The organism is Streptomyces sp. SUK 48 (assembly GCF_009650765.1).
Lineage (GTDB): Bacteria > Actinomycetota > Actinomycetes > Streptomycetales > Streptomycetaceae > Streptomyces.
In genome coordinates, this window is record NZ_CP045740.1 from 6,984,793 (window position 1) to 7,010,115 (window position 25,323).

At 72.1% G+C, this 25,323-nt stretch carries 28 protein-coding genes; 10 read left to right on the forward strand and 18 right to left on the reverse strand.

What is annotated here, in order from left to right; genetic code table 11:
* Positions 1–5: 5 nt before the first annotated feature.
* The 4 genes from GHR20_RS36955 (at position 6) to GHR20_RS31035 (ending at position 3,066) form a co-directional block, all read left to right on the forward strand.
* The gene (locus GHR20_RS36955; protein WP_194859032.1) at positions 6–419 is read left to right on the forward strand and encodes a hypothetical protein; all 414 of its coding nucleotides are present in this window, start codon (positions 6–8) and stop codon (positions 417–419) included.
* 269 nt (positions 420–688) lie between these two features.
* Positions 689–1,108: a hypothetical protein gene (locus GHR20_RS37795; RefSeq protein WP_243878173.1), complete on the forward strand. Its 420-nt coding sequence runs from the start codon at positions 689–691 to the stop codon at positions 1,106–1,108.
* A gap of 661 nt (positions 1,109–1,769) precedes the next feature.
* On the forward strand, positions 1,770–1,982 hold the full coding sequence (locus tag GHR20_RS31030) for a DUF397 domain-containing protein (RefSeq protein WP_148026329.1): 213 nt from the start codon (positions 1,770–1,772) through the stop codon (positions 1,980–1,982).
* 262 nt (positions 1,983–2,244) lie between these two features.
* The gene (locus GHR20_RS31035) at positions 2,245–3,066 is read left to right on the forward strand and encodes an SAM-dependent methyltransferase (RefSeq protein WP_275548993.1); all 822 of its coding nucleotides are present in this window, start codon (positions 2,245–2,247) and stop codon (positions 3,064–3,066) included.
* A gap of 48 nt (positions 3,067–3,114) precedes the next feature.
* Here GHR20_RS31035 and GHR20_RS31040 read toward each other — a convergent pair whose 3' ends face one another.
* Entirely contained in the window at positions 3,115–4,071 is a 957-nt protein-coding gene (locus GHR20_RS31040) for a helix-turn-helix transcriptional regulator (RefSeq protein WP_243878174.1), read from the reverse strand.
* A gap of 271 nt (positions 4,072–4,342) precedes the next feature.
* Here GHR20_RS31040 and GHR20_RS31045 point away from each other — a divergent pair, with 271 nt between their 5' ends.
* Positions 4,343–4,807 carry an N-acetyltransferase gene (locus GHR20_RS31045; RefSeq protein WP_111585492.1) on the forward strand — a complete coding sequence of 155 codons (465 nt, stop codon included), beginning with the start codon at positions 4,343–4,345 and terminating at the stop codon, positions 4,805–4,807.
* 77 nt (positions 4,808–4,884) lie between these two features.
* Here GHR20_RS31045 and GHR20_RS31050 read toward each other — a convergent pair whose 3' ends face one another.
* Entirely contained in the window at positions 4,885–5,781 is an 897-nt protein-coding gene (locus GHR20_RS31050; protein ID WP_153815030.1) for a hypothetical protein, read from the reverse strand.
* Between the two features lie 155 nt (positions 5,782–5,936).
* On the opposite strand from GHR20_RS31050, the gene GHR20_RS31055 reads away from it, so the two are divergent.
* Positions 5,937–7,769, forward strand: coding sequence for a VCBS repeat-containing protein (locus GHR20_RS31055; RefSeq protein WP_243878175.1), 1,833 nt, complete (start codon positions 5,937–5,939; stop codon positions 7,767–7,769).
* Between the two features lie 88 nt (positions 7,770–7,857).
* On the opposite strand, the gene GHR20_RS31060 is transcribed toward GHR20_RS31055, so the two are convergent.
* Positions 7,858–9,102, reverse strand: a complete 1,245-nt coding sequence (locus GHR20_RS31060; protein ID WP_153815031.1) for an NADH:flavin oxidoreductase/NADH oxidase family protein — start codon at positions 9,100–9,102, stop codon at positions 7,858–7,860.
* Positions 9,103–9,197: 95 nt separating this feature from the next.
* Between GHR20_RS31060 and GHR20_RS31065 the strand changes: the two genes are divergently transcribed.
* Positions 9,198–9,800 carry a TetR/AcrR family transcriptional regulator gene (locus GHR20_RS31065; RefSeq protein ID WP_153815032.1) on the forward strand — a complete coding sequence of 201 codons (603 nt, stop codon included), beginning with the start codon at positions 9,198–9,200 and terminating at the stop codon, positions 9,798–9,800.
* A 232-nt stretch (positions 9,801–10,032) separates the two neighbouring features.
* Here the strand turns inward: GHR20_RS31065 and GHR20_RS31070 are convergent, their stop codons facing one another.
* Together GHR20_RS31070 and GHR20_RS31075 are read right to left on the reverse strand one after the other, a co-directional pair.
* Positions 10,033–10,890 carry a hypothetical protein gene (locus GHR20_RS31070; protein WP_153815033.1) on the reverse strand — a complete coding sequence of 286 codons (858 nt, stop codon included), beginning with the start codon at positions 10,888–10,890 and terminating at the stop codon, positions 10,033–10,035.
* 5 nt (positions 10,891–10,895) lie between these two features.
* Positions 10,896–11,531 carry a papain-like cysteine protease family protein gene (locus GHR20_RS31075; protein WP_153815034.1) on the reverse strand — a complete coding sequence of 212 codons (636 nt, stop codon included), beginning with the start codon at positions 11,529–11,531 and terminating at the stop codon, positions 10,896–10,898.
* Positions 11,532–11,783: 252 nt separating this feature from the next.
* Between GHR20_RS31075 and GHR20_RS31080 the strand changes: the two genes are divergently transcribed.
* Both GHR20_RS31080 and GHR20_RS31085 read left to right on the forward strand, forming a co-directional pair.
* Positions 11,784–12,779, forward strand: a complete 996-nt coding sequence (locus GHR20_RS31080) for a hypothetical protein (protein ID WP_237520232.1) — start codon at positions 11,784–11,786, stop codon at positions 12,777–12,779.
* 87 nt (positions 12,780–12,866) lie between these two features.
* A complete protein-coding gene (locus tag GHR20_RS31085) occupies positions 12,867–13,652 on the forward strand; it encodes a L,D-transpeptidase family protein (RefSeq protein WP_153815035.1) in 786 nt (261 codons plus the stop codon).
* 77 nt (positions 13,653–13,729) lie between these two features.
* On the opposite strand, the gene GHR20_RS31090 is transcribed toward GHR20_RS31085, so the two are convergent.
* The 5 genes from GHR20_RS31090 to GHR20_RS31110 all read right to left on the reverse strand — a co-directional run bounded on the left by GHR20_RS31090 (position 13,730) and on the right by GHR20_RS31110 (position 18,324).
* The gene (locus tag GHR20_RS31090) at positions 13,730–14,329 is read right to left on the reverse strand and encodes a hypothetical protein (protein ID WP_153815036.1); all 600 of its coding nucleotides are present in this window, start codon (positions 14,327–14,329) and stop codon (positions 13,730–13,732) included.
* Complete coding sequence (locus tag GHR20_RS31095) at positions 14,326–15,672, reverse strand: DUF58 domain-containing protein (protein ID WP_153815037.1); 1,347 nt, start codon at positions 15,670–15,672, stop codon at positions 14,326–14,328. The genes GHR20_RS31090 and GHR20_RS31095 overlap by 4 nt, the downstream gene beginning before the upstream one ends.
* Positions 15,669–16,676: a MoxR family ATPase gene (locus tag GHR20_RS31100; protein WP_194859034.1), complete on the reverse strand. Its 1,008-nt coding sequence runs from the start codon at positions 16,674–16,676 to the stop codon at positions 15,669–15,671. Before GHR20_RS31100 ends, GHR20_RS31095 begins: the two co-directional genes overlap by 4 nt.
* 125 nt (positions 16,677–16,801) lie before the next feature.
* Complete coding sequence (locus GHR20_RS31105) at positions 16,802–17,338, reverse strand: hypothetical protein (RefSeq protein ID WP_153815038.1); 537 nt, start codon at positions 17,336–17,338, stop codon at positions 16,802–16,804.
* Positions 17,335–18,324 (reverse strand): DUF4129 domain-containing protein, encoded by a 990-nt coding sequence (locus tag GHR20_RS31110; protein WP_243878176.1) that lies wholly within the window; start codon positions 18,322–18,324, stop codon positions 17,335–17,337. Before GHR20_RS31110 ends, GHR20_RS31105 begins: the two co-directional genes overlap by 4 nt.
* Positions 18,325–18,626: 302 nt before the next feature.
* Here GHR20_RS31110 and GHR20_RS31115 point away from each other — a divergent pair, with 302 nt between their 5' ends.
* Positions 18,627–19,442: an SDR family oxidoreductase gene (locus GHR20_RS31115; RefSeq protein ID WP_153815040.1), complete on the forward strand. Its 816-nt coding sequence runs from the start codon at positions 18,627–18,629 to the stop codon at positions 19,440–19,442.
* A gap of 104 nt (positions 19,443–19,546) precedes the next feature.
* On the opposite strand, the gene GHR20_RS31120 is transcribed toward GHR20_RS31115, so the two are convergent.
* The 8 genes from GHR20_RS31120 to GHR20_RS31150 all read right to left on the reverse strand — a co-directional run bounded on the left by GHR20_RS31120 (position 19,547) and on the right by GHR20_RS31150 (position 25,283).
* Positions 19,547–19,807 (reverse strand): hypothetical protein, encoded by a 261-nt coding sequence (locus tag GHR20_RS31120; protein WP_153815041.1) that lies wholly within the window; start codon positions 19,805–19,807, stop codon positions 19,547–19,549.
* Positions 19,808–20,013: 206 nt separating this feature from the next.
* The gene (locus GHR20_RS37800) at positions 20,014–20,502 is read right to left on the reverse strand and encodes a phosphotransferase (protein ID WP_243878177.1); all 489 of its coding nucleotides are present in this window, start codon (positions 20,500–20,502) and stop codon (positions 20,014–20,016) included.
* A gap of 2 nt (positions 20,503–20,504) precedes the next feature.
* Positions 20,505–20,717, reverse strand: a complete 213-nt coding sequence (locus GHR20_RS37805) for a hypothetical protein (RefSeq protein ID WP_243878178.1) — start codon at positions 20,715–20,717, stop codon at positions 20,505–20,507.
* Between the two features lie 175 nt (positions 20,718–20,892).
* The gene (locus GHR20_RS31130) at positions 20,893–22,140 is read right to left on the reverse strand and encodes a glycosyltransferase (protein WP_153815042.1); all 1,248 of its coding nucleotides are present in this window, start codon (positions 22,138–22,140) and stop codon (positions 20,893–20,895) included.
* Positions 22,141–22,158: 18 nt separating this feature from the next.
* A complete protein-coding gene (locus tag GHR20_RS31135; protein ID WP_153815043.1) occupies positions 22,159–23,073 on the reverse strand; it encodes an alpha/beta hydrolase in 915 nt (304 codons plus the stop codon).
* Entirely contained in the window at positions 23,070–23,315 is a 246-nt protein-coding gene (locus GHR20_RS31140) for an acyl carrier protein (protein ID WP_153815044.1), read from the reverse strand. The genes GHR20_RS31135 and GHR20_RS31140 overlap by 4 nt, the downstream gene beginning before the upstream one ends.
* Positions 23,312–24,319: a ketoacyl-ACP synthase III gene (locus tag GHR20_RS31145; RefSeq protein ID WP_153816197.1), complete on the reverse strand. Its 1,008-nt coding sequence runs from the start codon at positions 24,317–24,319 to the stop codon at positions 23,312–23,314. The genes GHR20_RS31140 and GHR20_RS31145 overlap by 4 nt, the downstream gene beginning before the upstream one ends.
* 61 nt (positions 24,320–24,380) lie before the next feature.
* The gene (locus GHR20_RS31150) at positions 24,381–25,283 is read right to left on the reverse strand and encodes an alpha/beta hydrolase (RefSeq protein WP_153815045.1); all 903 of its coding nucleotides are present in this window, start codon (positions 25,281–25,283) and stop codon (positions 24,381–24,383) included.
* Positions 25,284–25,323: the final 40 nt, after the last annotated feature.

Consider the following 25,323-nt stretch of genomic DNA (forward strand, 5'->3'; position numbering starts at 1 on the left):
TGGGCGTGCCCTCGCTGGTGCTGACGATGTTCTCCGGCGTCGCCTTAATCACCGTGGTCTGCCTGCTGCGCGGCGCGGGCTTCGCCCTGACCGTCGTCGCGGGCGGGGCGCTCACCGCCTCCTTCATCCCCGCCGAACGCCGGGGCGAGGAACTGGCGTTGGTCGGCATCGTCTCGGGCTTGCCCTCGCTGTTGGGGCTGCCGCTCGGCGTCCGGCTGGTCTCCGAGGTGGGGTACGCGCCGGTCGGCGTGGCCGCCGGATTGTGCGTGCTGGCCCCGATCCTGTCCGTACCCGGCCTGCCGGAGAAGGAGTACCTCGTCGGGCGGCGGATCGGCATCATGACGGCATCCGCGACCGCGCGATATCCCGGCCCGCGGTCCTCCTCGCGGTCACGGCGCCGGTCGCCGGGATCGTGGTGACCTTCCTGCCGCTCGCCGGCCCTCGGCCTCCGCCGGTCTGGTGGCGGTGGCCCTGTGCGTGCAGCCCGCCAGAGCGGCCGTGGCCAGGCTGGTGGCCGGCCGCCCGGGCGGCCGCGGGGGCTTCTCCCGGCTGGTGTTCCCGGGCCTCGCGGTGTCCGCCGCCGGGGTGTCCATCACCGCGTACCCCCACAGCGCCGTCGCGGTCGTCCTCAGGTGTCGCCGTCCTCGGCGTCGGCTTCGGCATCGCCCAGAACTCCACGGTCACCCTGATGTACTCCCGCGTCCCCGCCTCCGGCTACGGCACCGTGAGCGCCCTGCGGAACATCGCCTACGACGCCGGCATGGGCGTCGGCGCCGTCTGCTTCGGCCTCCTCGCCCAACAGGCCGGCTACTCCCGCGGCTTCGTCTGCGCCGCCGCGCTCGTCCTCCTCGCGTTCCCCTCCGCCTGGCGGGACCGGCCGGGCGCGCGGGGGCGGGAGGCCGGGGAGGCAACGGCTGACATCCGCGATCAGGCGCTCCCCGAGGACGGCGGCTCTCCGCTTTCCCGGCCCGGTCCCGTGGAAAGGCGTTCGTGCTCGTCCTCCCAGACCCTCAGCAGGACTTGGGGGTCGGCGCCACAGGTACGCGCGTACCGGAGGATGAAGCGGCGGGGCGGGAACGCGGCGCCGCTGAGGACCCCGGCGAGGTAGTCGGCGCCGACCCCGGTCCGGTGCGCCAGGATCTCGTGCTGGAGCCCTGCTTGCCGGCGCACTCGTTCGAGAACGACACCGATGTGCGTGGGACCCGTCAGCGGGCGGTTGCGTGTTTCGGACATTGCTGGGCTCCGCTGGGCTCTGGGGACGTGCTGGTTCATGCCTGGAGCTCGGTCAGGGGAGTTGTGCGGACTGGTTCGGGAATGACGCTAGGCGCGCGAAGGCGCCACCTCTTCCGCTTTCCCGAACCGGGTTCGGCGGAGCGCCCCGGCGACTTCCGCACGGCGGCCTTCAGCGGCGCCCGACCGGCTGCACGCCGTTCGATTCACATGACGGGTGCGGGAGCCGGACGGATCTGTCGATCACCGCTGCTGAAAGGCTTGTTCGGGCCGCCGTACGACAAACGCGCGGCGGTCCGCGTGCGAATTGCCGCCGGCGACTCGCCGCCCCGATCGGGACGCGATCCGGCAGTGCGATGAACCGGTGGTCCGACGGCTGCACTTGCACGGGCGAGCGACGGCTGAATCGAGACATTGTTGCCTTAAGCACGCATACATCACCGGCTCCGGGGCGATCCTGGAATCGCCGGCCGGGATGCAATTGCATCTCGGCGACGGGGTGTTCGTTCACCGTGGGAGGAAGTTCGGTGAGGAAGTCGATGTATCGGTCACGGCAGGACGCGGACGACGCCGGCGTGGTGTGGCGCAAGAGTTCGCACAGTTATCCGGAAGGGGAGTGCGTCGAAGTCGCACAGCCGTCGGGCGCCCAGGTGCTCTTCGACGACTCGAAGGTCCGCGCGGGCCGCGTGATGGAGGTTTCCACGGCCGCCGCGGTCGCCTTCGTGACCGCCGTGCGCCGCGGTGACATCTGAGGCGACGGCAACCAGCGCCGGGCGCGCCGCCCGCTTCCGCGAGCGGCGCGCCCGGCCGCCGGAGTCGTCACGGCCTACCGGTGTCCCGGCCGGGTCGAGTGGTCGGGCGTGAAAGATTGCTGACGCTCCATCAAATAAAACGAGCGGCTCTGGACATCACCGGTAACAGGCCAGTATGGATAGGGATAATGCAAGTGCATTCCGTCCCTGACGGGGCGGATGATCAGCGGATACCTGGGGGTGTGCCGTGGCGGAACAGCCTGTGCCTGGACAAGGACAGGACGGTACGAACACGGACTTAGGGCAGGACAGGGCCCACAGTGCACGCATGTACGACTACTATCTCGGCGGAAAGACGAATTACCTCGTGGACCGGGAGGCCGCCCAAGAGGTGATCCGGGTCTTCCCGGCGATCGAGACCGTCGCGAAGGTCAACCGGGCCTATATGCACCGGGCCGTCCGCTATCTCGCGGAACAGGGGATCCGGCAGTTCATCGACGTGGGGACCGGCATCCCCACCTCGCCCAACCTCCATGACGTGGCACAGGAAGTCGCCCCGGACTGCCGGGTCGTCTACGTCGACAACGACCCCATCGTCCTGGTCTACGCCGACGAGCTCCTCGACGGGACCCCCGAGGGGCGGACGGCCTACGTCCAGGCCAACGCGACCAAGCCGGACGAGGTGTGGGCCGCCGTACGGGAACGGGGCATCCTCGACCCCGAACTCCCGGTCGCCCTCAGCCTGCACGCCCTGATGCACTTCGTCACGGACTCCCAGGAGCCGTACGACATCGTCAGGAGTCTCCTCGAACCACTGCCGTCAGGCTCGTACTTGAGCCTGAGCCACTGCACCGGAGAGTTCGACCCCGAAGCCTGGCAGGCGATCATCGACACCTACGCGGAGGCCGGCACCTCCGTCCAGGTGCGCGGCCGGACGGAGGTGCGGCGCTTCTTCGACGGCCTCGAACTGGTCGACCCGGGCGTGGTCCTCGCCCACCAGTGGCACCCGCGGCCCGGCAGCGGACCCGGGGTGCTCAGCGAACGGCAGGTGTCCCTGTACACCGGCGTCGCCCGCAAACCGTGACCGACGCGGTGCGGCGGAACGCGGTGCCCGGCGCGGACGGCCGACGCCTCAAGGGGCCGGCAGTCTCCGGTACATGCGCGCCAGGTCATTGAGTTTGCGGCGCGCCGCGTCCGGCCCCAGCCCCTTGAAGCGCAGCTCGTCGAAGACGACCTCGCGGTGGTCCACCAGTTCCTCGTCCTGGATGAACAGCCCGCCGTCCAGGTTCTCCGCGTAGGCGACCTTGGGCACCCGGCCCTCGAAATCGAAGATCGTCGTGGTGCCGAGCTCGACCGGCAGATCGGAATGACGCGCCGGATCGACCAGTCGCAGCTGGTAGTTGCGCCGCTCGGACAGGCCGGCCAGATGCTCCATCTGGCCGGCCATGATCCCTGGGGAGCCGACGCGATTGAGCAGCGCGGCCGTGTGGACCACGATGATCAGCTTCTTGCCCGCGGCGGCCTCGAACCTCGCCTGCCGCTCCTTGCGCAGCTCCAGCAGCGCGTCATGGGTGCCGGGCGCGCCGCGGCCCCGCCTGATCAGGGCCTCGGCGTAGGCCGGTGTCTGCGCCAGGCCATGCAGCAGATCGCTGCTGTACGCCTTGATGCGCGTCGCCATGTCCTCGAAACTGATCACCGCCTGGAGGTACGGCTGCGCCACGGCCGACCATTCCTGCCACCACGTCGGCTGGTTGGCGATCTCGGCGAGTTCGAGGAGGACGCCCTGTTCCTTCCCGCTCCCGATCTCGTACACCACGAAGAGCCGCAGCAGGTCCTTCTCCTTGAAGTGGTGCATGCCGCTCTCGATCCGGCTCAGCTTCGAGGAGGAGCAGCCCATCCGGCGCGCCACCTCATCCTGTTTCAGGCCGAGTTGATGGCGCCGGCTCCGCAACGCGTGCCCGAGCAGCATCCGGGGCGCGGACGGAACGGCCTCGTCCTTGAGATAGCGCACCGTGCCCCGGCGGCCCGGCCGGTCCCCGCCGCTCCCGCCCTCGGCCGGCCCCGGGAGCCCTGCTATCCGCCTGATCAACGTTCCCTCCTCGCCTCTACCAGTGGGACTGCCCGCGCCCCCGTCCCGCGGGGACCCATAGTGCACAGCCTCGCGCCTCGCGGAGACCGAATCACCGGAAAACCCGGATCGGCACGGATGTCCACCCGCGTACGGCCCTTACGGGCACTCACCAGGAGAAGACGAAGCGGGCGTCGTGGTCAACGTGGCGACCCCTGGCGGGAGTTGGCGCGCGGCGCGATCGGCGGATATGGGCGGGAGGCCGACGGGGGCCCGGAGGTACCCTCCCGCGGTGACCTCACCTGCCCGGCCCCTCGTGGCCCCCGACTTCGTCGTACCGCCGCCGCCCGCCACCGACCGCTTCCGGCTGGAACCCCTCGGCCCCCGGCACAACGCCGCGGATCACGCCGCCTGGACCTCCAGCATCGCCCACATCCGCGCCACCCCCGGCTTCGCCGGCCGCTCCTGGCCCCCCTCGGAGGGCATGTCCCTGGAGGCCAACCTCGACGATCTCCGCCGGCACGCCGAGGACTTCGACCACCGCACCGGCTTCACGTACACCGTCCTGTCGGTCCCCGACGGCGATGTCATCGGCTGTGTCTACATCTACGGCTCACGCCAGGACCCCGACGTCACCGACGTCCGTTCCTGGGTGCGCGCGAGCCATGCCTCCCTCGACGCCGGGCTCCATCGCGTCGTCAGTGACTGGCTGGAGCGCGCGTGGCCCTTCGAGCGGGTGGCGTACGCCCCTCGCTGAGCCACCGCGCCGAAGGATCGCCCGTGAACCGCGTTCCCGGCGGCGGGTTCTGCCGGGGCGCGGATCAGCCGCGCGCCCTACTCCGCCGCTTCCTCCCGGAGGCGGCGGCTCCGGGCCCGCCGGACGAGTGCCGTGCCCGCCGCAGCGGCGAGGAAGACACCGCCCGCGGTCCAGGCCAGAACACCGGTGCGGGAGTACGTCCCGAGGGTGTGGGCCGCCTGGTCGGTGGAGCACGCCTTGCCGGCCGAGGCAGCGGTGACGCGCAGGCGCGCCCATGGCCGGGCCGGGTCGCTCAGCCGGGAATCGTGCCGGTAGACGACGTAAAGGCCGGGCTTGGTACCGCACTTGAGCGTGGCGGTGGCGGTCAGGACGGCCCTGGCGCCCCGCAGCACGGGCCGGTCGGCGAACGCGCGGGAGGTGAGGCTGATGTCCCCGTCCGCACCCTCGTCGTCGTTGTCGGTGACGGTGACGCGGCTGCCGGCCCGGAAGGCGCGCACGTCCCATTCCGACTGGGGCCAGGTGGAGTCCGGCGCCCAGCGCTCCTCCCGGGGCGGCGCGGGCAGGTGCCGCACCCTGTCGCGACAGGCCCGGCGCGCCTCCTCGCCGACCGGTCGCACCCGCACCCGCGCCCACCGGAGCGGGTGTTCGTCCGGGCCGGTGTCTCCGGCGCCGCGCCGGGTGACCGGCAGGACGCCGGGCCGGGCGTCGCAGGCGATGGTGACGGTGGTGGTCAGCAGCGGATGCATCATGCGCAGCGTGCCCGTCGCCACGAACGCGGACGAGTGCAGGGTGTCCCCGTACGCGGCCTCGCCGGACCGGGCGTCGACCGTCAGCGTGTCGCCGGGCCGCACCGGGGTGACGCTTCCGTACGTGAGCGAAGGCGTGGACGGCGCGGCCGAGGCGTGGCCGGCCGCCGCCAAGGGCAGCAGGAGGGGGAGGGCCGCTGCCCACAGGGTCCTGCGGAGTCTGTCCATCGCCTGTGCCTTGTCTTTCTTCCGACGCCGTGTCAGCCGGCGCCGCCGCTCGGTATGCTGATCCTCTTCGTGGCGAACATATGTGCGATATATGCGCTTTCAACGGTCCGGTATCGCTCACCGTTCGGCTCCCTCCTAGACGGAAAGACACCTTGGTGCGTTCCAGCTACAGATGGGTTCCGGTCCTCGCGCTCGGACTGGGCGCGGGCATATTCGGCGCCACCCCGGCCTCCTCGACGGAGACCGCCCGGCCCACGCCCCCCGCGACCGCCCCGAACGGGCCCGGTCTCGCCGGCGAGGAGAAGTACTGGACGGCGGACCGCATGAAGAACGCGGTCCCGGCCGACGGGCCCGCGGCCCCGGCCGCCCCGCGACAGGGGGTCGGCGCGCAGCGGGCCGCCGGCCACGCCGCGCCGCCGGCCGGCACGCCCCAGCCCCAGCACTTCGCGGGCCACCCGATGGTCGGCACCTTCTTCTTCGACGGCAAGCCCCTCGGCGGCGACACCTACTGCACCGGCAGCGTCGTGCACACGGCCGCCAAGGACATCGTGCTGACCGCCGGACACTGCGGCCTCGGCCTGAGCAGGGCCACGCACCGCGTCTTCGTCCCGCAGTACCGCGGCGGCAAGAGTGCCGCGCAGCAGCCGTTCGGCCTGTTCCCGGTGCTCCAGGTCTACACGGACCCCCGCTACACGGCGAACACCAAGTCGGCGGCCTCCGACCTCGACCTGTCCTTCGCCCAGGTCGACGCCAACAGCCACGGCGAGGTGGAGGACGCCACCGGCGCCCTCACCTTCACCCCCACGACCGGCTACCGGCACCAGGTCACCGTCATCGGCTATCCCGGCTCGGGCGGCGTCAACCCCGGCCACACCCCGGTCCGTTGCCCCGTCACCACCTCCCAGCTGCCCGGGTTCCGGCAGCTGCGCATGGCCTGCAAGGGCTTCTACGGCGGTGTCTCCGGCGGCCCGTGGATCGAGGGCTACGACAGTGCCACGGGCCGGGGCGACGTCATCGGCAACACCGGCGGATACAACGGCGGCGGCAACGACGCCAACGACGACTGGGTGTCGTACGCGCCCCTCTACGGCAAGGACGCCCAGGACCTGTTCCAGCACGCGGCGGCCCACCAGCAGTTGGGCAAGAACCCGCCCTACGTGGGGACGACCGACCCTTGGCTGCCCGGATCGGCGAGCACCTGGAAGAAGGCCGCGCTGATGTCCTCCGGCGACTTCCGGGGGACCGGCCACAGCGACATGATCGTGGTCTGGACCGACGGCGAGGTCACGCTGTACCCCGGCGACGGACACGGCGGCTACGGCACCGAGCGGCAGCTGGTGGCGCCCAACAGCACCTGGAAGAACGCCAGGACGATCACCGCGGGCGACTTCACCGGGTCCGGCCAGTTCGACCTGCTGGTCCGCTGGACGGACGGCGAGGTCACGCTGTACGGCGACGTCGGCTCCAAAGGGCTGAAGTGGGCCGGCACCCGGATGATCAAACCCAACGCCACCTGGAAGAACGCGGTCCAGATCAGCGCCGGCCGCTTCGGCACCACGCGGTACGCCACCGACCTGATCGTGCGCTGGGCCGACGGCGGGCTCACCCTCAACACCAATGTCGGCGCCGGCACCTTCGGGCAGAAGCACCAGCTCAAGGCCCCCAACGGCACCTGGAAGAAGGCCACCCTGCTCACCAGCGGCGAGTTCTCCGGCAACCGGAAGTGGGACCTCGTGGTCCGCTGGGCCGACGGCGAACTCGACAACTACCCCGGCACCGGCACGTCCGGCCTCGGCGCCGAGCGGCGCATCCAGAACCCCGACGGGCGGTGGGCCCAGGTCGCCGCCATGACGACCGGCGACTCCACCGAGAACAACCGCACCGACGACCTCGTCGTCCGGCGGTCCGACGGCGAGACCACCATGTACACCGACACGCCGGGCAACACCCTGGGCACGGAGCACATGCTCGTCGCGCCGACGTCCTGAGACGTCCTGACGTTCTGAGACGTCCTGACGTCCTGAGCGAGCGGGGCGGGCGACCCGGTCCCGGCGGGGCCTTTCCGGTCCGGTGCGCCTACGCGGCGTGCCGTGACGCGGACAGCCAGGCTCGGTAGCGGCGCAGCGCCCGTCGCTGCCTGCGCTGCTCGGAGACGAGGGCCAGCGCCGGATGGGTGCGGGGCGTGGGACGGCTTCCGCGCGCGATGCGGCGCATCTGGTGGCGGACCTGCGCCATGCCGGCGGTCGCGGCGAGCGCCTTGTCGGACCAGGTCACCGGCCGCAGCCGCGCGTCGGCCTCGCGGCCCTGACGCCAGCGGTCGGGCAGGTCCGGCGTGACGGCGAGGGCCGTGCCCATCCCGACCAGCGCCACCCCGCTGTCGAGCACCCGCTCCGCGGTACGGCGCCGGGTGATGCCGCCGGTGAGCATCAGCGGCAGCGGGCTGGTCGTGACCAGGTCCTTCGCCAGGTCGAGGAAGTACGCCTCGCGGGCCTGGGTGCGCGCGTCGGCGGGGCGGCCCGACATCGCCGGGCTCTCGTAGCTGCCGCCGGACAGCTCCACCAGGTCGACGCCGAGGGGTGCGAGCATCTCGATCACCTGGCGCGCGTCGTCGGCGTCGAACCCGCCGCGCTGGAAGTCGGCGGAGTTGAGCTTCACCGCGACCGCGAAGGACGGGGAGACGGCGGCGCGGACCTCGCGGACGACGTCGAGCAGCATCCGCGCCCGGTTCTCCAGCGATCCGCCCCAGTCGTCGGTGCGCTTGTTGACCAGCGGGGACAGGAACTGCGACAGCAGATAGCCGTGCGCGGCGTGGATCTCCACACCGTCGAAGCCGGCCTGCTCGGCGCGCCGGGCGGTGACCGCGTACCGGGTCACGGTGGCCCGGATCTGCTCGGGCGTCATGGCCACGGGCCGGCCGAATCGGCCGCTGTGCCTGCCCAGGTCGACGGCGACCGCGGACGGCCCCCATACGACCCCGGGCATGTCGGACGCGATCTGGCGGCCGGGGTGATTGATCTGCATCCAGATCGCTCCGCCGCCGGACTTGCCGGCCTCGGCCCACTCGGCGAACGGTTCGAGAGGCGCCGCCTCGTCGAGCACCACGCCGCCCGGACCGGTCAGCGCCTCGGCGTGGACCATGACGTTGCCGGTGATCAGCAGCCCGGAGCCGCCGGCGGCCCAGCGCCGGTAGAGCCCGGACAGCTCCTTGCCGGGGAGCTGGCCGTCGCCGGCCATGTTCTCCTCCATGGCCGCCTTGGCGATCCGGTTGTCCAGTACCTGTCCGGAGCGCAGGGACAAGGGCGAGAACAGCTCGCTGGTCATCCGCGTTCCCCTCTCGATCTCGATCGCTTACGATGTATGCAGCGTTCACATTAAGGCGCCGATGTAAGCGCCGTAAACATGAGGGGGTGTGACCTATGTCGCAAGCGAGCGGCACGTACCACCACGGCGATCTGCGCGCCGCCTGCCTGCGGGCCGCGCGGGACCTGCTGGAGGAGGACGGCAGCGCCGGGCTCTCCCTGCGGGCGGTGGCGCGGCGGGCCGGTGTGTCGGCGGCCGCTCCCTACCGCCACTTCGCGGACCGCGAGGCGCTGGTCTCCGCGGTCGCCGCGCAGGGCTACCGCGAACTCGCCGGGCACCTGGCCGCGGCGCACCCCTCGCCCGCGACCCCTGGCGAACTCGCGGCGGTCGCCGTCGCCTACGTGCGCTTCGCGCTGGACCGGCCGGCGTTGTTCCGGGTGATGTTCGCGGAGCCCTGCGATCCCGGCAGCGAGGAACGGGTCGGCGCGACCAGCGCTCTCGCGGAATACGTCCAGGGCATCGTCCGCGGCGTCTTGCCCGGCGCCGATCCGGACGTGCTCGCCACCACGGTGTGGGCCCTGGTGCACGGCCTGGCGTTCCTGTACCTCGACGGCAAGCTCGACGCCTCCACCCCCGAGGCGGTCGCCGACCGGGTGGGCGCGGCCGTCCACGCGCTGTTCACGGCTCAGGCGAAGTCCCCTGCGGCGGTGACGGGGTAGCGGCTCGCGGGGTGCCGGGGCGGTCGGGTCCGTTCAACTGCCAGGCTCGCGACGTCACGTCGCGGAACGCCGCTGGAACTCGGGCCCGCACGCTTCCTCTTCGCGGAGCGTACCGAGGCTGCTCGCGCCGACGGCCCATGCCTCGGGCGGGGACCGGAAACGGAGCGCCTGGGCGTCTCCGTGCCGGTCCCCGCTCTTCCTTCCGATGTCGGTCCGGGTCATCAGCCCCCGGTCACACCGCGACGCGGCGCGAGCGCCGTGCGTGACGGAGGCGGAGGCGGACCGCGAGCACGGCGGCGGCAACCGCCGCGGCTGCGGTGGCGACCGCGGCGGTGGTGAAGGCCGTCGACGGGCCGGAAGGTGCCACGGTGGCCGCGTCAGCCGCGTGGGCCGTGGACGCGGAGGCCGGCGGGGGCGCGAGCGTGCCGCCGTATCCGCCGCCCTTGCCCGCGCGGTCGTAGGCGGACCCGGGGAGCTTGTCGCCGTACTTCTTGTGGACCAGCCGCTGATAGCCGGCGAGGGAGACGCCGGCCTTGCCCACGGCGCGGCGCGCGTCGGGGTCGAGCGGGAGTACGCGGCCGTCGCGCACCACGTACCAGGCGTCGATCTGCGGTTCCTGGAAGACGGTTCCGCGGCCGTGCGCCTCGCCGACGTAGTCGGTCTCGTCGCCGCCGGTCGCGATGTTGACGACCTTCCATCCCTGCGCCGTCTTGACGGTCCACAGGGAGGCGACCTGACCGTCGGCGGAGACCGCCTTGCTCGCGATGAACCGCGGGGCGGCGACGGGCGCTTCCCGCCGTCCGGCGACGAATTCCGGAGTGAGGGAGTAGACGGTCACCGAGGGACCGGCCAGGTGTGGCCGGGCGGCGGTCGCCTTGATGACGCCACTGCGGGCGAAGAAGCGCGACAGGGTGCGGAGGGTGGCGGGGCTGGTCGCCGCCGCGCGCGCCTGGGCGGTGGCCGCGGTGGTGAAGGGCGCGGGGACGGCGGCGGGGCCGGAGGCCGCGTGAGCGGAGACGGGGGTGAGCGCGCCGAGGGCCGTGGCGGCGAGCAGCGCGACGACGGACGTCCTCGTGTGGTTCGAGGTCATGGGGGTCACGCTCCGATCCCGTAGAGCGAGTGCGTCCAGGTGAACGAGTTGTTGTCCACGTAGTAGTCGAAATCCGCCCAGTTGTAGCGGGAGTTGGAGGGCCAGGGGTCGCCCCAGTAGACCTGCCCGCTGGAGGCGTCGTAGCCGTACAGCACATGCATGTGCCCGCCCCCGGAGCTCCACTCGATGCGTGTCTCGACGGGGCGGCCGGCGTCGATCTCCTTCTGCACGGTGGCGTAACGCAGATAACCCCGCACGTACGTACCGGGGTTGATGCCCATCCAGTCGAGGGCGTTCTGCACATTGTTCAGCGCCGCCTGCCAGTTGCCGCAGGCGCTGCCCTGGGGGCGGCCGAACGCGGCGTCGCAGAACTGGTTCTGGCTGTAGTCGCGCCCGAACCACGAGGCGATGGTGTTGCCGCTCGCCGCCCAGCACCAATTGCTGTTCTGCTGTGCCTGCATGGTGATGTTCAGACGCTTGGCGGCGGCGACCGCGGGCGGAGCGGCGGCCCGAGGCGCCGCCTGGTGAACGGAATCGGGCGCGGCGTGCGCGGCCGCGGGCAGGAACGCGGGCGTCAGGGCGGCGACGGCCGCGAGAGCCAGTGACGCCAGCCGTATACGGCCCCGGTTGGAGGTGGACATGGCAGTGCTCCCGGTCGAGGTGGGGGAGTGGCGGTGCGCGTCCGGACGCTGCGAGAGCAGCTTTGATGACCTGACGGGCCCCGGTCAACGGCCTCCGCCGCGGCACGGCCGTGAAGTAAACTCCGCGCGTACGGTTGTGAACGCCCCCGTGGTTTTGGCAGGTGGCGGCCCACGGGCAACACCCCGTGCCGGTAAGGGAATGTGAACGTTCACTGCGAGACGGTCACGGGGGCGGGAGAGGGAAGAGCCCCGATGGCAGCACACGGCACCGATCGCCACGCCACGCCGCGCTCCGGTGATCCGGCCCTCGGCCCGTCCGGCCGCCCCGCCCCTCGCCCCACCCCCGAGGCCGAGCTCGCCGAAGCCCTGCGCACCGGCCCGTTCGCCGTCGCGCTCCGGGCCGCGCTCGCCGCGCGCGGGCTTGCCCTGCACCGGGTGCAGCACCGGCTCGCCCAGCGGGGCATCCGGGTCGGGGTGACCAGCCTCAGCTACTGGCAGCGCGGATTACGGCGCCCCGACCGGCCCGAGTCGCTGCGCGCCGTCACCGTGCTCGAAGAGGTCCTGGAGCTTCCCCCGCACGCGCTCACCCGGCTGATAGGACCACGGACCAACGGCGACCGTCCCCCGGCCCGCCCGTACCGCGCCCTCCTCGAACCCGCCGCCGCGCTCCACGCACTGCTGGCGAGCCTCGCGGCACCGGAGGACGGCGGCCTGCACACCGTGATCCACTACGAGCACGTCCACATCGGCGCCCGCCGGGAGCTGCTCGCACGGGACTCCCACCATGTCGTACGGGCCCATCGCGACGGCGTCGACCGCTATCTCGCCATCCACCTCGGGGACCCGGGCTGCGACACCGAGCGGGTGCGGGTACGCGGCCTCGGCAACTGCCGGGTCGGGCGGATTCGGCATGACGGGGCGTCGGGGATGGTCGTCGTCGAGCTGCTCTTCGACGCACGGCTGAGAGCCGGGGAGACGGCCGTCCTCGGGTACCGCTTCGAGGACGGGACCGGCGCGCCCAGCGAGGAGTACGTGCGCGGCTTCACCTATGGCGGCGGCCAGTACGCCCTCCAGATCGGCTTCGACCGCGCCGCCCTCCCCGTCCACTGCCGCCGCTTCACCCGCCCCTCGGCGACCGCCCCCCGCAGATCCGTCACCGACCTGACCCTCAACGCCCACGGCTCGGTCCACCTCGTGGAGCAACAGATACGCCCGGGCGTCCTCGGCATCACCTGGGAGTGGGACTAGGGTCTCTCGGGCCCATCAGGCGGCGACTGTTAGGCCGGATGCCCTCTGCGGATGCACGCCCCGGCCGTCCGCCGCAGCATCCTGATCATGCGGATATCTACTGTCGTACGGACCAGTCCTGTATCGGCGCGGCCCCGTGGAAAGCGCCATGTCATACCCGTGGCCCTCGCCTGCGGGGTGCTGCTGGCCGGCACCGCCGGGTGCGCCGGGGACGTCGGTCGCAGGAACCACGCCGGAGCGCCCGGCCTCAGCATCCCGGTGGCATCCGGTTCCGCCGACCCCGAAGCGGTGCCCCGCCTTCCGGGCATCGGACGCCGTATGTCGCAGCGCGTACCGGCCGACAGCCGCCAGGCGGTCGTCGTCTACGGCGACGACCACGACTCCGCCGAGAGCACCGTCGTGCTCTACGAGCGGCAGGGCACCACCTGGAAACTCTCGGGTACCTGGCCCGCCCACAACGGCAGGCAGGGCTGGACGACCGACCACCACCTGGACGACGAGCGCAGCCCCATCGGCGCGTTCTCCCTGACGGACGCGGGCGGGTCGCTCGAGGACCCCGGCAGCCGTCTGCCCTACTGGTACGACGACAACGCCTTCGCGTCCATGACGGAGGAAGGCGACGAACACGCCCACGACTTCGACTACGTCATCGCCATCGACTACAACCGGCTCAAGGGCGTGGCGCCGTTCGACTGGAACCGTCCCCAGGGAGTGGAGAAGGGCGGCGGCATATGGCTGCACCTGGACCACGGTGACGGCACGTCCGCCTGTGTCACCGTCCCCGAGTCCGGGATGAAGACCCTGCTGCACACCCTGAACCCCCGCCTGCACCCCGTCGTGGTGATGGGGGACCGGGACCACCTGAGCGTCTGACGGGAGGTCACCGGAGCTGTTCGCGAGGCTCCGGACGCCCGCACCCGGCGGCCGTCGCGGCCGGTCGGCCGCGGCGGTCAGCCGGGCGGCCCGCGGCGGATGCGCAGCGCCAGCACCAGGCAGACCGCGGTCGCGGCGACGGCGAGTGAGGCGAGCAGCCGCGCCCACGAGGTGCCCGCGACCGGCGCCCGCGCGGCGAGCAGCACCACCGCGGTCGCGGCGCTGGCCGCCGCCGCGGGGGCCGCCCGCGGCAGGCCGGGCGGGGCGGTGACCCCGACGGTCCACGCGTCGGTGACCAGCAGATAGGCGATCAGCAGAACGGCGACGCAGACGACCAGCCAGAGCGGGGGGCCGGTGGCCGCCGCGATCGCGATCGCCGCGGCCGGCAGCACGGTCGTCCTGCGGCGGACCGCGACGGCGCGCCGGCGCATGGAGGTCAGGACGGGGCGCGCGTCGACCATCGGAGCGGCCCACCACGCGGCCCCTGCCGCCCCCAGAACCAGCGCCTTGACCAGCCATCCCGCGTGCGGGACGGCGGGCGGATCGCAGGCGGCGACGACAAGGGCCGTGCCGAGCACGCGGTCGGTGACGCGGGAGGTGAGACGCGCGAAGGAACGTGCGAAGGGACGCGCGGAGGGCGGGGCGGCCCGGGTGGTCGGGTTCGGGGCGGCGGTCATCGGGTCCCCCCGTGGACGCGGGTGCGCAGCAGCGGCGCGAGGGCCAGGTCGAGGCTCTCGCCGGGCCGGTGGGCAACGACCGCGATACCGCGTTCCACCAAGGCGAAGCGCATGGCGCAACGGTCGGCCCGCCACAGCCGCAGCGCGAGTTCGCCCTCGGTGTCGCCGGGTTCCAGGGCCGGTTCGCCGGTCGGGATCTCGATTACGACCATCGGGTTGGCCCGGCCGCGCACCTGGCGCAGGATGTCGAAGATCCGCTGGTCGGCCAGCGGCGTGACGACGTACACCAGCGCTCCTCGCGGCAACGCGGGCGGCGGGAGCGGCCCGAGCCCCTCCGTGCGGTACGCGGCGTCCTTGCGGACGTCCAGCACACTCTCCACGAGCCGGTAGAAGTACCCCTGCCCGCCGCCCGGTTGCAGCCAGCGGGTCACCCCGCCGACCGACACGACGCCGACCCGGTCGTGGGCGCGCAGATAGGCGCGGACCAGCCCGGCGGCGGCCCGGAAGGACTCGTCGAGCGAGGACACGCCGGTCACCGGGTCGACCACGTCGGCGAGCACGTCCAGCAGCACCACGGTGTCGGCCGTGCGCTCCGCGGCGAACTGGTGGACCTGCAAGCTGCCGCGCCGGGTGGTGGCCGGCCAGTGGATCCGCCGCTGCCGCTCGCCGCGCACGTACGGGTGGACGCCGGTGACCTCGATGCCCTCGCCGCGCTGCGCCGCGGTGTGCTCACCGAGCCGCTGCGGCAGCCGTACCGGGACGGGCGTCAGACCCGCATGTCCGGGCAGCGGGAAGACGGCGATCTCACCGAGTTCGACCCGGACGGTACGCCGGGCCAGCCCACCGCGGTCGTAGACGTCGACGTCGACCGTGCCGAGCGTCCAGCGGCCCCAGCGCCGCACGGTCAGGGCGAGCTCGACATGGCGCGGGCCGACCACCAGGCCGTCGAGCCGGACCCCGTGGCCGAGGGTGACCCCGGGGTCCAGGCGGCCGGTCTCACCGTCGCAGGCCACCGCGATCCGCACCGTCACCCGTTCGCCCTCGAAACACCGCCGCGGCTCCACCTCGGCCTCGGCCGTCACCGTGTCCGGGCGCGGCCCGCCCGGCAGCGCGAGGACGAGCAGCACCAGGGGCGCGGCGGCGAGCGCGAGCACCCAGGGCCGCCCGGTGACCAGCGCGGCGGCCAGCGCGACCACGGCCAACGTGCCCAGTCGCAGCGCGCGTTCACCGGCACGCCAGCCGGGCGGGGGCGGCGGCGGAGGCTCGGCGGTCAGTTCCGGGCGGCCGTCCAGGGCCCGCTGGACGGCGGCGGCCGCTCTGCCGGAGGGCACCGGCTCCGTCATGACACGGCCGGCATGCTGGGCAGGGTCTGCGGGGCGGCCACGGACTGCACGATCTCCCGGATCACGTCGTCGCCGTCGATCTGCCGGACCCACAGCTCCGGCTTGAGGGTGACACGGTGCGCGAGGGCGGGCACCGCCACGGACTTGACGTCCTCCGGGGTCGCGTAGTCCCGCAGGTCCAGGACGGCACGGGCGCGGGCCAGCTGCACCAGGGCCAGGCCGCCGCGCGGAGACGCGCCGACCTGGATGTGCGGGTGGTCCCGGGTGGCGCCGACCAGCGCGACGACGTACTCCAGCAGGTCGTCGTCCACCTCGACGCGTTCGACGGCGGCCCGCATGGCCAGCACCCCGCCCGGCCCGCTGAGCCGTCGTACCACGGCCTCGGGCGCCGCCCGGTCGAGACGCGCGCGCAGCATCCCGGTCTCCTGGGCCGCCGTCAGATAGCCCATCCGCACCCGCAGCAGGAACCGGTCGAGCTGCGCCTCGGGCAGGGTGTACGTGCCCTCGTACTCGATGGGGTTCGCGGTGGCGACGACCACGAAGGGGTCCGGCAGCGGCCGGGTGCTGCCGTCGACGGACACCTGGGACTCGGCCATCGCCTCCAGCAGCGCGGCCTGGGTCTTCGGCGGGGTGCGGTTTATCTCGTCGGCGAGCAGCAGATGGGTGAAGACCGGACCGGGCCGGAAGACCATGTCGGCGGTGCGCTGGTCGTAGAACGGGGCGCCGGTGACATCCGAGGGCAGCAGGTCGGGGGTGAACTGGATACGGCGGAAGTCCAGGCCGAGAGCGGTGGCGAAGGAGCGGGCCAGCAGCGTCTTGCCGAGTCCCGGCAGGTCCTCGATGAGGACGTGACCGCCGGCGAGAATACCGAGCATCACCAGCGCCAGAGGCTCCGGCTTGCCGACCACGGCGGTGCTGATCTCGTCGAGCACGGCCGCGGCCGCCTCACCCGCCTGCCGAGGTGTCAGGGCGTCGTGGTCCGGGATGGGCTGCGTGCTGGTCACGGTCGGATCCTCGCGAGATGGGGATGGGGATGGGGATGGGGGTGGGGCTGGGATGGGATGGGTTGCGGGAGTGGCGGTGGGTGTGGGGGCAGGGCCGGCCGGGGGGCTCGCGGATCGACCGCGGCTCACAGGGCTTCCAGCCGGTCGAGCAGGGAGCGCAGGACGGGCTCGGGGAGAGTGGGCCGCGGAGCGCTCGCCCCGGGATCGATCCACGGCCACAGCTCGGCGCCGACCAGCGCCCGGGCCCGCCGCGGGTCCCGGTACATCAGCACGCCGTGCCGCTCGGCCAGCCGGGCGGCGAACAGCCGCTGCAACTGCGGCCGCATGACGGTGCGCAGATGCGCCTCGCTGTCGTCCGAGAGGGTCTTGGCCACGAGGCGCCGCCACCCGCCGAGCGCCGGAGCGTGGCTGCCGAGCAGGCGTACCCGCTTGCGGTGGTCGCTGTCCTGGGCGCCGCCTCCCGCGGCATAGCGCCCCAGGACCAGCGCGAGGGCGACGACGAGGGCGAGGCCGGTGCCGGCCGCGGCGGCACCGTCGGCCAGGGCGAGCAGCACCTCGGCCGCGACCGCGACGGCGCTCAGTACGACGAGCGAGTGCCGTACCGACCCGGGCGTCCGTACCGCGGAGTGGGCGAAGGCCCGCATCCGCGCAAGTGCCTTCACGAGGCACCCGCCGCGGCTCCGGACCCGGCCGTCCGCGCACGCAGACCGTCGGCGATCTCGGTGAGAGCCGCCGCGGCGCGGTCGCGGTGGCCGTCGTCCATCGGGTGCGTGGAGTAACGGGCCTCGCGGAACAGGGCGGTGAGCTCGCCGACGGCCGCCCGCGCGGGCAGCCCGCCCGCGGTGGCCCGCTCCAGCAGATCCTGCGGGCTGTCCGAGGCGCGCCGGGCGACCCCGGAGGCGGCGAGCGACTCCTCCATGGTGGCGTAGCAGGCGATGACGGCGGCGCGGGCGTCGGTCCCGTCCAGCAGGGCACGGCGCCCGGAGTCCACGGCCCGGGTCAGCCGGTCCCGTTCGTCGCCGGGCACCGCGGACGCGGACGCGGACGGGGCCAGGAGCGCCGGCGACCTGGCCAGATACCGCCGCAGGTACAGCCCGGCGACCACGACGACCACGGCGAACAGGGCGATGCCGAGCGCGAGCAGGAGGGGCGTCGGCCCGAAGCGGATACCGTGGTCGACGTGCGCCGCGGACGGCGGGGCGGGGACCGGGACTTCTCGCGGAGTGGGAGACGCTGACGGCCCGTCGCTTCCCCCGAGATCGGTCTCCTGGCCGCTGCCGGACAGGGCGAACCGGTGCAGGGCCAGGACGAGCAGCGGTACGACCAGCGACGCGGCCGGCAGTACCCGGCTCACGCCGTCGACCAGCCGCTGCTCCACCGGGCCGAGTCCCCGGACGGCGCGGACCCGCTTCCGGTACTGCTCGCGCAGCGCCAGGCCGCCGAGGAACGCCAGCAGGGCGAGACCGCCCACCAGGACGGCATTGCCGCCGAGCGGCCCGCGCCCCTTGGCCGACAGGCCCGCGTCGGGGCGCAGCAGCAGCGCTCCCACGGCCGCTCCGCCCACCACCAGTACCGTCAACGCGACCTGCGCGCCGCCGATCGTGCCGTACCGCCGCCGCCCGCCCGCCGTATGCTCCCGCCGCCCCACCGCTGCACCCCTCCCGTGTGACCGGCAGCTTGGCACACCGGTTGACGGTGTGTCTGCCGGGGGTTGCGACGGTACGGCCGGGGTTGCGACGGTACGGCCGGGGTCGCGGCGGTACGGCCGGGGCCGCGCCGGGGTGCCCGGGTCGCCGCCGAGTCCGCCGGGCGGGACAACCTTCTCGTGGCGCATGGCTCGAATTCTCCGCCGCACCGGAAATATGGCCGGTCCCCGAGGAGCTGAGGACGCGGACCAATGAGGATCACCTCTCCTGATCTGTCCCTGACCGGCGAGGAGGCCCAACGGCCATGATCGAAGCGCGCGTTGTCGTCGTCACGGGAGGCGGTACCGGCATCGGTGCCGCCACCGCCCGGCTGTTGCGGGCCGGCGGGCACCAGGTCGTCATCGGCGGGCGGCGCCCCGAACCACTGCGGCAACTGGCCGACGAGACCGGCGCCCTGGCCCACCCCGGCGACCTCTCGGACCCCGCGGCGATCCAGGACCTGGTGGACACCGTGATCTCCTGCCACGGACGGCTCGACGGACTGGTCCTCAACGCGGGCATCGGCCGCGGCGGCGCGGTCGGCGACCTCTCGGACGAGACCTGGGACGAGGTCATGCGCACCAACCTGACCGGCCCGTTCCTCATGTTCCGCGCCGCCCTTCCGCACCTGCTGGCGGCGCGTGGCGCGGTCGTCGCGGTCGCCTCCGTCTCGGCGTTGCGCAACGGGTGGGGCAACGCCGCGTATGCCACCTCCAAGGCCGCCCTCCTGCAACTGTGCCGCTCGGTGGCCGTCGACTACGGAAACCAGGGGGTGCGGGCCAACACCGTGTGCCCCACCTGGGTGCGCACCGAGATGGCCGACGGCCGCATGAACCGCTTCGCGGCGGAGGAGGGCCTGGACGGCGGTATCGAGGAGGCGTACGCGCAGGCCACGAAACTGGTGCCCGCCGGCCGCCCCGGCGATCCGGCCGAGGTCGCCGAGGCGATCGCCTGGCTGCTGTCGCCCGCCGCGTCCTACGTCAACGGCGCGACCCTCACGGTGGACGGCGGCACCACGGCACTCGACCCGGGCACCGTGCCCTTCCGCTTCCGCATGGAGAGCCGGGAATCCGGTCACTGAGACCCGGCCACGGAACGCCGCTCCGACGGAAGCGGCCGGCACCGTGATCACGATGCCGGCCGTTCCTCCGCCTGCTTCAACCCCTCTGGGACCGGCACCGTGGACTACTTCTCGTCCTCCAGGGGCGGCCCCAGCCGGACGATGGTGGAGCAGTCCAACTGCTGCTGGTACGCGGTGGACCCTTCCGTGTACCAGAAGCGACAGCCCGACAGATTGCCGTGGATCGGCCCGGTGACCTCGACCCGGGCCACGTAGTACACGTGGGAGCCTGTCTTGGCCTTCACCGTCACGGGACGGCCCGCGTGGTCGCGTACCTTGAAGAGATCGGCCACGCTGCCCTTGCCGTCGGCGCGGGCGAACAGCACATTGCCGTCGGTGTCCGCACCGTCGAAGGCCCGGTACTCGATGACCTTGATCCCCGCCGGGGTGAGTGGGAGTCAGGGTCGCAGGGCGTAGCAGCGGAGCACGTCGAGGTCGGCGTGGACGGTGCTCACGGCCGTTCCTCCCTCATGAGTCGGTCCAGGGTCCGCCGGCCGCGGGCGGTGACCTCGGCGTCGCCGTTGTCTGGGCCCTAGGCCAGGCAGTCGACCGCGTCCAAGGCGGTCAGGCAGCGCAGCGCGTGCTGCTCGGCGTCGGACAGCTCTCGCCCGTAGGCGTGGAGGAACGCCTTCTCGCGGTCCGGATGGTCGGCCCACTGGGTGTTGGCGAGGATGACGAAGTCCTGGATGCGAGCGGCGAGCCGGGATCGTTCGAAGTCGACGAGTGCGAGCCCGTGTTCGGACCACAGCCAGTTCCTCGGCTGGTTGTCACCATGGATGTAGCCGACAGGCACCGGGCCGACGCGGCGAAGACGGGCAGCGTGATCCCGGATCAGCTGCTGCTCGTCCTGATCGAGCCGGTCCCCGGCGCGAGCCAGGTACTTCTCCGCTCCGTCAGCGGCGGCGGCCAGAGAGGCTTCAGCCTCCATCCGGTCGCCGCGGTCGAGTTCACCCGCTTCGTGAAGCCGGGCGCAGAGCGCCCCGGCCTGCTGGTGCACGGTCCGCCACCCGGCGACGTCCATGCCTAGTTCCTTCGCCGGGGCGCCGGGGCGCCGGGGAGCGCGGTGAGCAGCGGGGCCAGGTCCTGGGCGCGGATGTCGATGAGGTGGGGCGCCCGGCTCTGACCGAGGGCGGGAACGACGAGACGGTAGGCCCGGGTCTCGCGGGTGAAGAACTTCGCTGAGGGCGAGACCTTCACGTACCAGCGGCCCCCGCCCTCGCCTCCGAGCTCCCACACGCGGGAGCGTTCCCAGTCGTGCGAGGCGTCGCGGATGTCCGTGACGGGTCCGATGCGCTGCTCGGCCCAGCGCCTAAGCGGCCAGTGAGCAGTACCGGCAGTGTCGGCAGTGTCGGCAGTGTCGGCCGGAGGATGCCGTACCTGCTCTGTAGGTTCATGCGCCGGGTGCGCTCGTTCACTGGGTTGGCTGTGTGAGGAGTTCGATGTCGTTCACGAGGGTGCTGGTGCCGTCGTGGGCTTGAAGGGTGGCGGACCAGCGTTGTGTCCGCTTTCGGTAGTGGGGGTTGGTCAGCAGTTCCTTCAGCGCGGCGGTCAGATTGTGTTCGGTGAGACGCTGCACGGGGATGGCGGTGGGGGTGAGTTCGAGGGCCTTGAGGCGTCTGGCCCAGAAGGGTTGGTCGTACGCGGCGGGTACGGGGAGGGCGGGGGTGCCGGCTTCGAGGCAGGCGTGCAGGGTGCCGGGGCCGGCGTGGTGGACGGCGGCGCGCATGCGGGGGAAGAGCCAGGTGTGGGGGCAGGCGCCCACGGTGATCAGCTCCTCTTGCTCGGTGTGCAGGTCGGCCCAGCCGCTTTGGACGACCGCTCGGATGCGCAGGTGTTCTACGGCGCGGCTGATGGAGCGCAGGAGGTGGTCGCCGTCGAAGTTGGTCATGGAACCGAAGCCGAAGTAGACGGGGGCAGGGCCTGCGGCGAGGAATTCCTCCAGACGCGGGTCGGGTCTCCAGCCGGGTTCGGTTGCGGGCTGCCAGTGGCCGATTGCCCGGTGGTCGGGGTGGCGTAGTGCGGGGGCCGGGGTCAGGCCGGGGTGGAGTCCGTAGCGGACGGGCTGGGATCCGTGGAAGGTGGAGAAGTGGGCTGCGGGGCCGGCTCTCATGCCGAGTTCCCGGTGCAGGAGTGTGACGGCGGGCTGGTACATGGGGCTGAGGGTGAGCCGGGTCAGTGTGTCGGCGATCTTGTATCTGCAGTCCGAGGCGGGGCCGAGGATGCGGGGCAGCATCATGGCGTGGGAGACGGTGTACGTGCCCAGGCAAGGGACGTTCAGGCCGCGGGCGAGGACAGCGGCCTGGGGGTGGAGCAGGGGGTGGGTGAGCACGAGATCGATGGGCTTCTCGGCTGCGGCCAGCATTGCTTGTGCGGTGATCACGGCCATGCTCTGGGCGTTGCGGAGGCGGGCTCGTGGTGAGGGGTGGTGTCCGATGAGTGCTTCGTGGTCCTCCAGCGGGATCGGGTGGACGTGCACTTGGTGGGCGCGGAAGAGGGGGGTGTAGCGGTTGGAGGTGAGAACCGTCACGTCGTGGCCAGCTGCCATGAGGGCGGTGGCGATGCCTGTGTAGGGAGTGATGTCGCCGGTGCTGCCCCATGTGGTCAGCAGGATGCGCTGGGGGGGTGCCGGGCCGCTCGGGGTGGGCGGGGTCGGGTCCATGATTCTCCTGCAGCGGCGTCAGGGCAGGGTTTCTGTGGTGCAGCCGGGGATTTCGGCGGGGGTGCCCCGCCGGAGGAAATCGGCGACGAGGCTGGCGAAGTCCGCGTCGCGTTCCATGTGGAGGAGGTGGTCGCAGTTGTCCAGGACCGTGAGCTCGGCACCGTGGATGGTGGCGGCTACGGCCCGGTTGTCGGCGACCGTGGTGGTGGTGTCGTGTTCGCCGACACCGACGAGGGTGGGCACGCCGCTGATGCCCCCGGGCGGGAGGGGCTGGTCCAGGAGCAGGGCTCCGCGGTCGCGGACGTAGGCGGTGAGGGGGTCGTGGGGCGCGGAGAGCAGGTGCTGCAGTAGGACCTTGGCGGCCGCCCTCATCAGCAGATTGTCGGCGGCGGCCTGAGGGTTGGTCAGCAGGGCGACCAGGTGCCCTGCCTGCTCTGCTCGGGCGTGCGGGGCACAGGGCATCTGGTCAATGCGGTGCAGCCCCTGCTGGATGAGGGCGGTCAGGCGAGGCGCGGGCTTCGGTGATGCGCCGAAGAGCATCAGGTGCGTGATCCGGCGGGGGTGCTGTTGAGCGAGGCGGTATCCCACGGGGTAGCCGGAGGAGACCGCGAGGACGGCTGTCTGCCTCACTCCGGCCTGGTCCAGGGTGCTGATGGCGGCGTCGGTGAGGTCGTCCCAGTTCAGGTCGGGGCCGCCAGGGGCTTGGGCGGGAGGCAGGTCGGGGATCAGCATCGGATGGTGGGGAGCCAGCCGCTGTTCGAGGCGGGTCCATGAGTGGCGGGTCTGCAGTCCACCGCCGAGTACGAGCAGCGGTGGTCCGGCGGTGGCAGCCACAGGAGTGAGGATGCGGCAGGGGAAGACTGCCGCGCGCCAGTAGATCTGCCGGTCCGCTGCCTGGAATTGGGGGGTGGTGGGGGCCAGGCTGGCGCTCACGCGCGGGTGGCCATCCGTGTTTCGACGAAGGCTGCAAGGTCCGCGACCGTCGAATGGGCTGTCAGGGCGGTCTCGGTGATGACCAGCTGGTAGTCATCCTCGAGGATCATGGCGAGGACAGCGACGGCCATGGAGTCGACGCCAGCGTCCTTGAGCGTGGCGGTGGGGGTGACCGGTCCGGGAGGCAGTCCTGCCTTCGTGGTGAGGATGTCGATGACGGTGGTCAGGACATCGTCTTTCATGATGCGGACTCCTTCTCGTGTGAGGTCAGGGCAGGAACGCCGGGCCACAGGGCGGTGGTGGCGGCCCAGGACAAGCCGCTGCCGAAAGCCGTGACCAGCAACCGGCTCCCCTCGGCGAGGAGGCCCCCTGCGGCGGTGTCGGCTAGCAGGATCGGGACGGAGGCGGCCGCGGTGTTGCCGACCCGGTCGATGTTGGACGGCATGCGCTCCGGTGGGAAAGGCAGAGCTGCGGCGAGGGCGGTGCTGATGGTGGCGTTCGCCTGATGGGTGATCAGCAGATCGACGTCGTCGAGTCGCCAGCCGGCCGCGGCCGCGGCTCCGGTGGCTGCCGATTTCATACGCCGTACGGCGTTGCGCAGAACCTCGGGGCCGCGCAGATGCAAAAACAGGTCGCCCTCACCACGTCCTGGAGCCGGCACACGCTGGCGCGATCCTCCGGCGGGGATGGCGATCGCATCGGCGAGGGTGCCGTCACTGCCCCACACTGTGGGCCCGAACGTGCTGCTCTCTCCCGGCTCTGCCCGGCGTACCACTGCCGCACCGGCGCCGTCTCCGAAGATGGGGGCTGTGCTGGGATCCGCCGGGTTGATCATGGTGGAGGCGCTTTCGGCACCGATGACCACGACGGTGCGTGCGGAGGTGGCGAGCAGTCCGCGAGCCAGTTCCAGGGCGTAGAGGAAGCCCGAGCATCCGGCGTTGATGTCGAAGGCGGGAATGCCGTTCAGCCCCAGTCGGCTGGCCACCTCGGGGGCGCCGGCGGGGCAGAGCCGGTCGGGGGTGGTGGTGGCGAGGATGAGCGTGTCGACCGTGCGCGCGCCCGCGGCGTTCATCGCCAGTGCGGCTGCCTCGGTGGCGAGGTGAACGGTGGCTGATCCCTGGCTGATGCGATGCCGATTGATGACGCCGATACGCCGGCGCACGAAGCTGTCCATTTCGGCGCTCATCAGGTCGGCGTTGGCTACCACGGTCGGGGGCAGCCAGCAGCCCAGACCGGACAGGACCATGCTGGTCACCGCTGTGTCCTACTCGGTGAGATGTGCATTGGAATCGCCGTCACGCTGCCGATCAGCGGCCCAGAGGAGTCGGCTCGCCCGACGGGCGGGGTGAAACGGGTGTGGTGAGGTAGTCCAGGTCGGCCACGGAATGTCCGGTGAAGAAGCGCATCACGAGGTCGCTGGCCTCCTCGCGGCGCTGCATGAACACCCAGTGGTCCGCTTCGCCGATCACGGCGAACGCACAGTCGTCGATCGTCCGGGCGAAATCCTGCTGCTCGTGAGCGGAGCTGATGGTGTCGTGCTCGCCGCAGAACACCAGCGTCGGTACCCCGATGAGCCCGCCGACCGGGTCGAGGTTCTCCAGAACCGAGCGCTCCATGGTCCTGAAGCCATGGGCGCTGGCCGTGACGGCACGCAGTGTCATGCGCTTGACCAGCTGTCGCACGACGTCCCGGTTACGGATGACCACATCGGTGTCGCAGCACAGGAACATCTCGGTCAGCACATCGACGAAGCCGTTCGGATCTCCCTCCAGCATGCGCTGTGCGCCACGCATCCACAGGTCGATCAGCTTGTCGCTGATGCGTACCGGTACACCGCCCAGGACCAGGCGGGCGATGCGGTCGGGCCGTCGCTGGGCGCAGCGGAAGGCGACAGCGGAGCCGAAGGAGTAGCCGAGGAAATTGACGCGGTCCAGACCGAGATCGTCGATGATCATCTCGACGGCCCGGCACATCGTCTCCATGTCCTGTTCCGGCCGCAGCGGAGTCGATTCTCCGGCCCCAGGTAGGTCTACGGAGATCAGGCCGGCGTGAGGCAGGACATGGTTTTCCATGATCGACCAGCCGTGCATGCCCTGCAGAACCCCGCCGATCACGAACACCGGCTCGATCGTCGGTCGCTCGGCCCACTGCACCTGGTAGGAGAAGGACAGGCCGTCCAGAGGCAGGGTGCGGGTGATGGGTGCGGGCATGGTTCTCCGATTTCTTGGCGGGAGAGCGGGAAACGCGGGA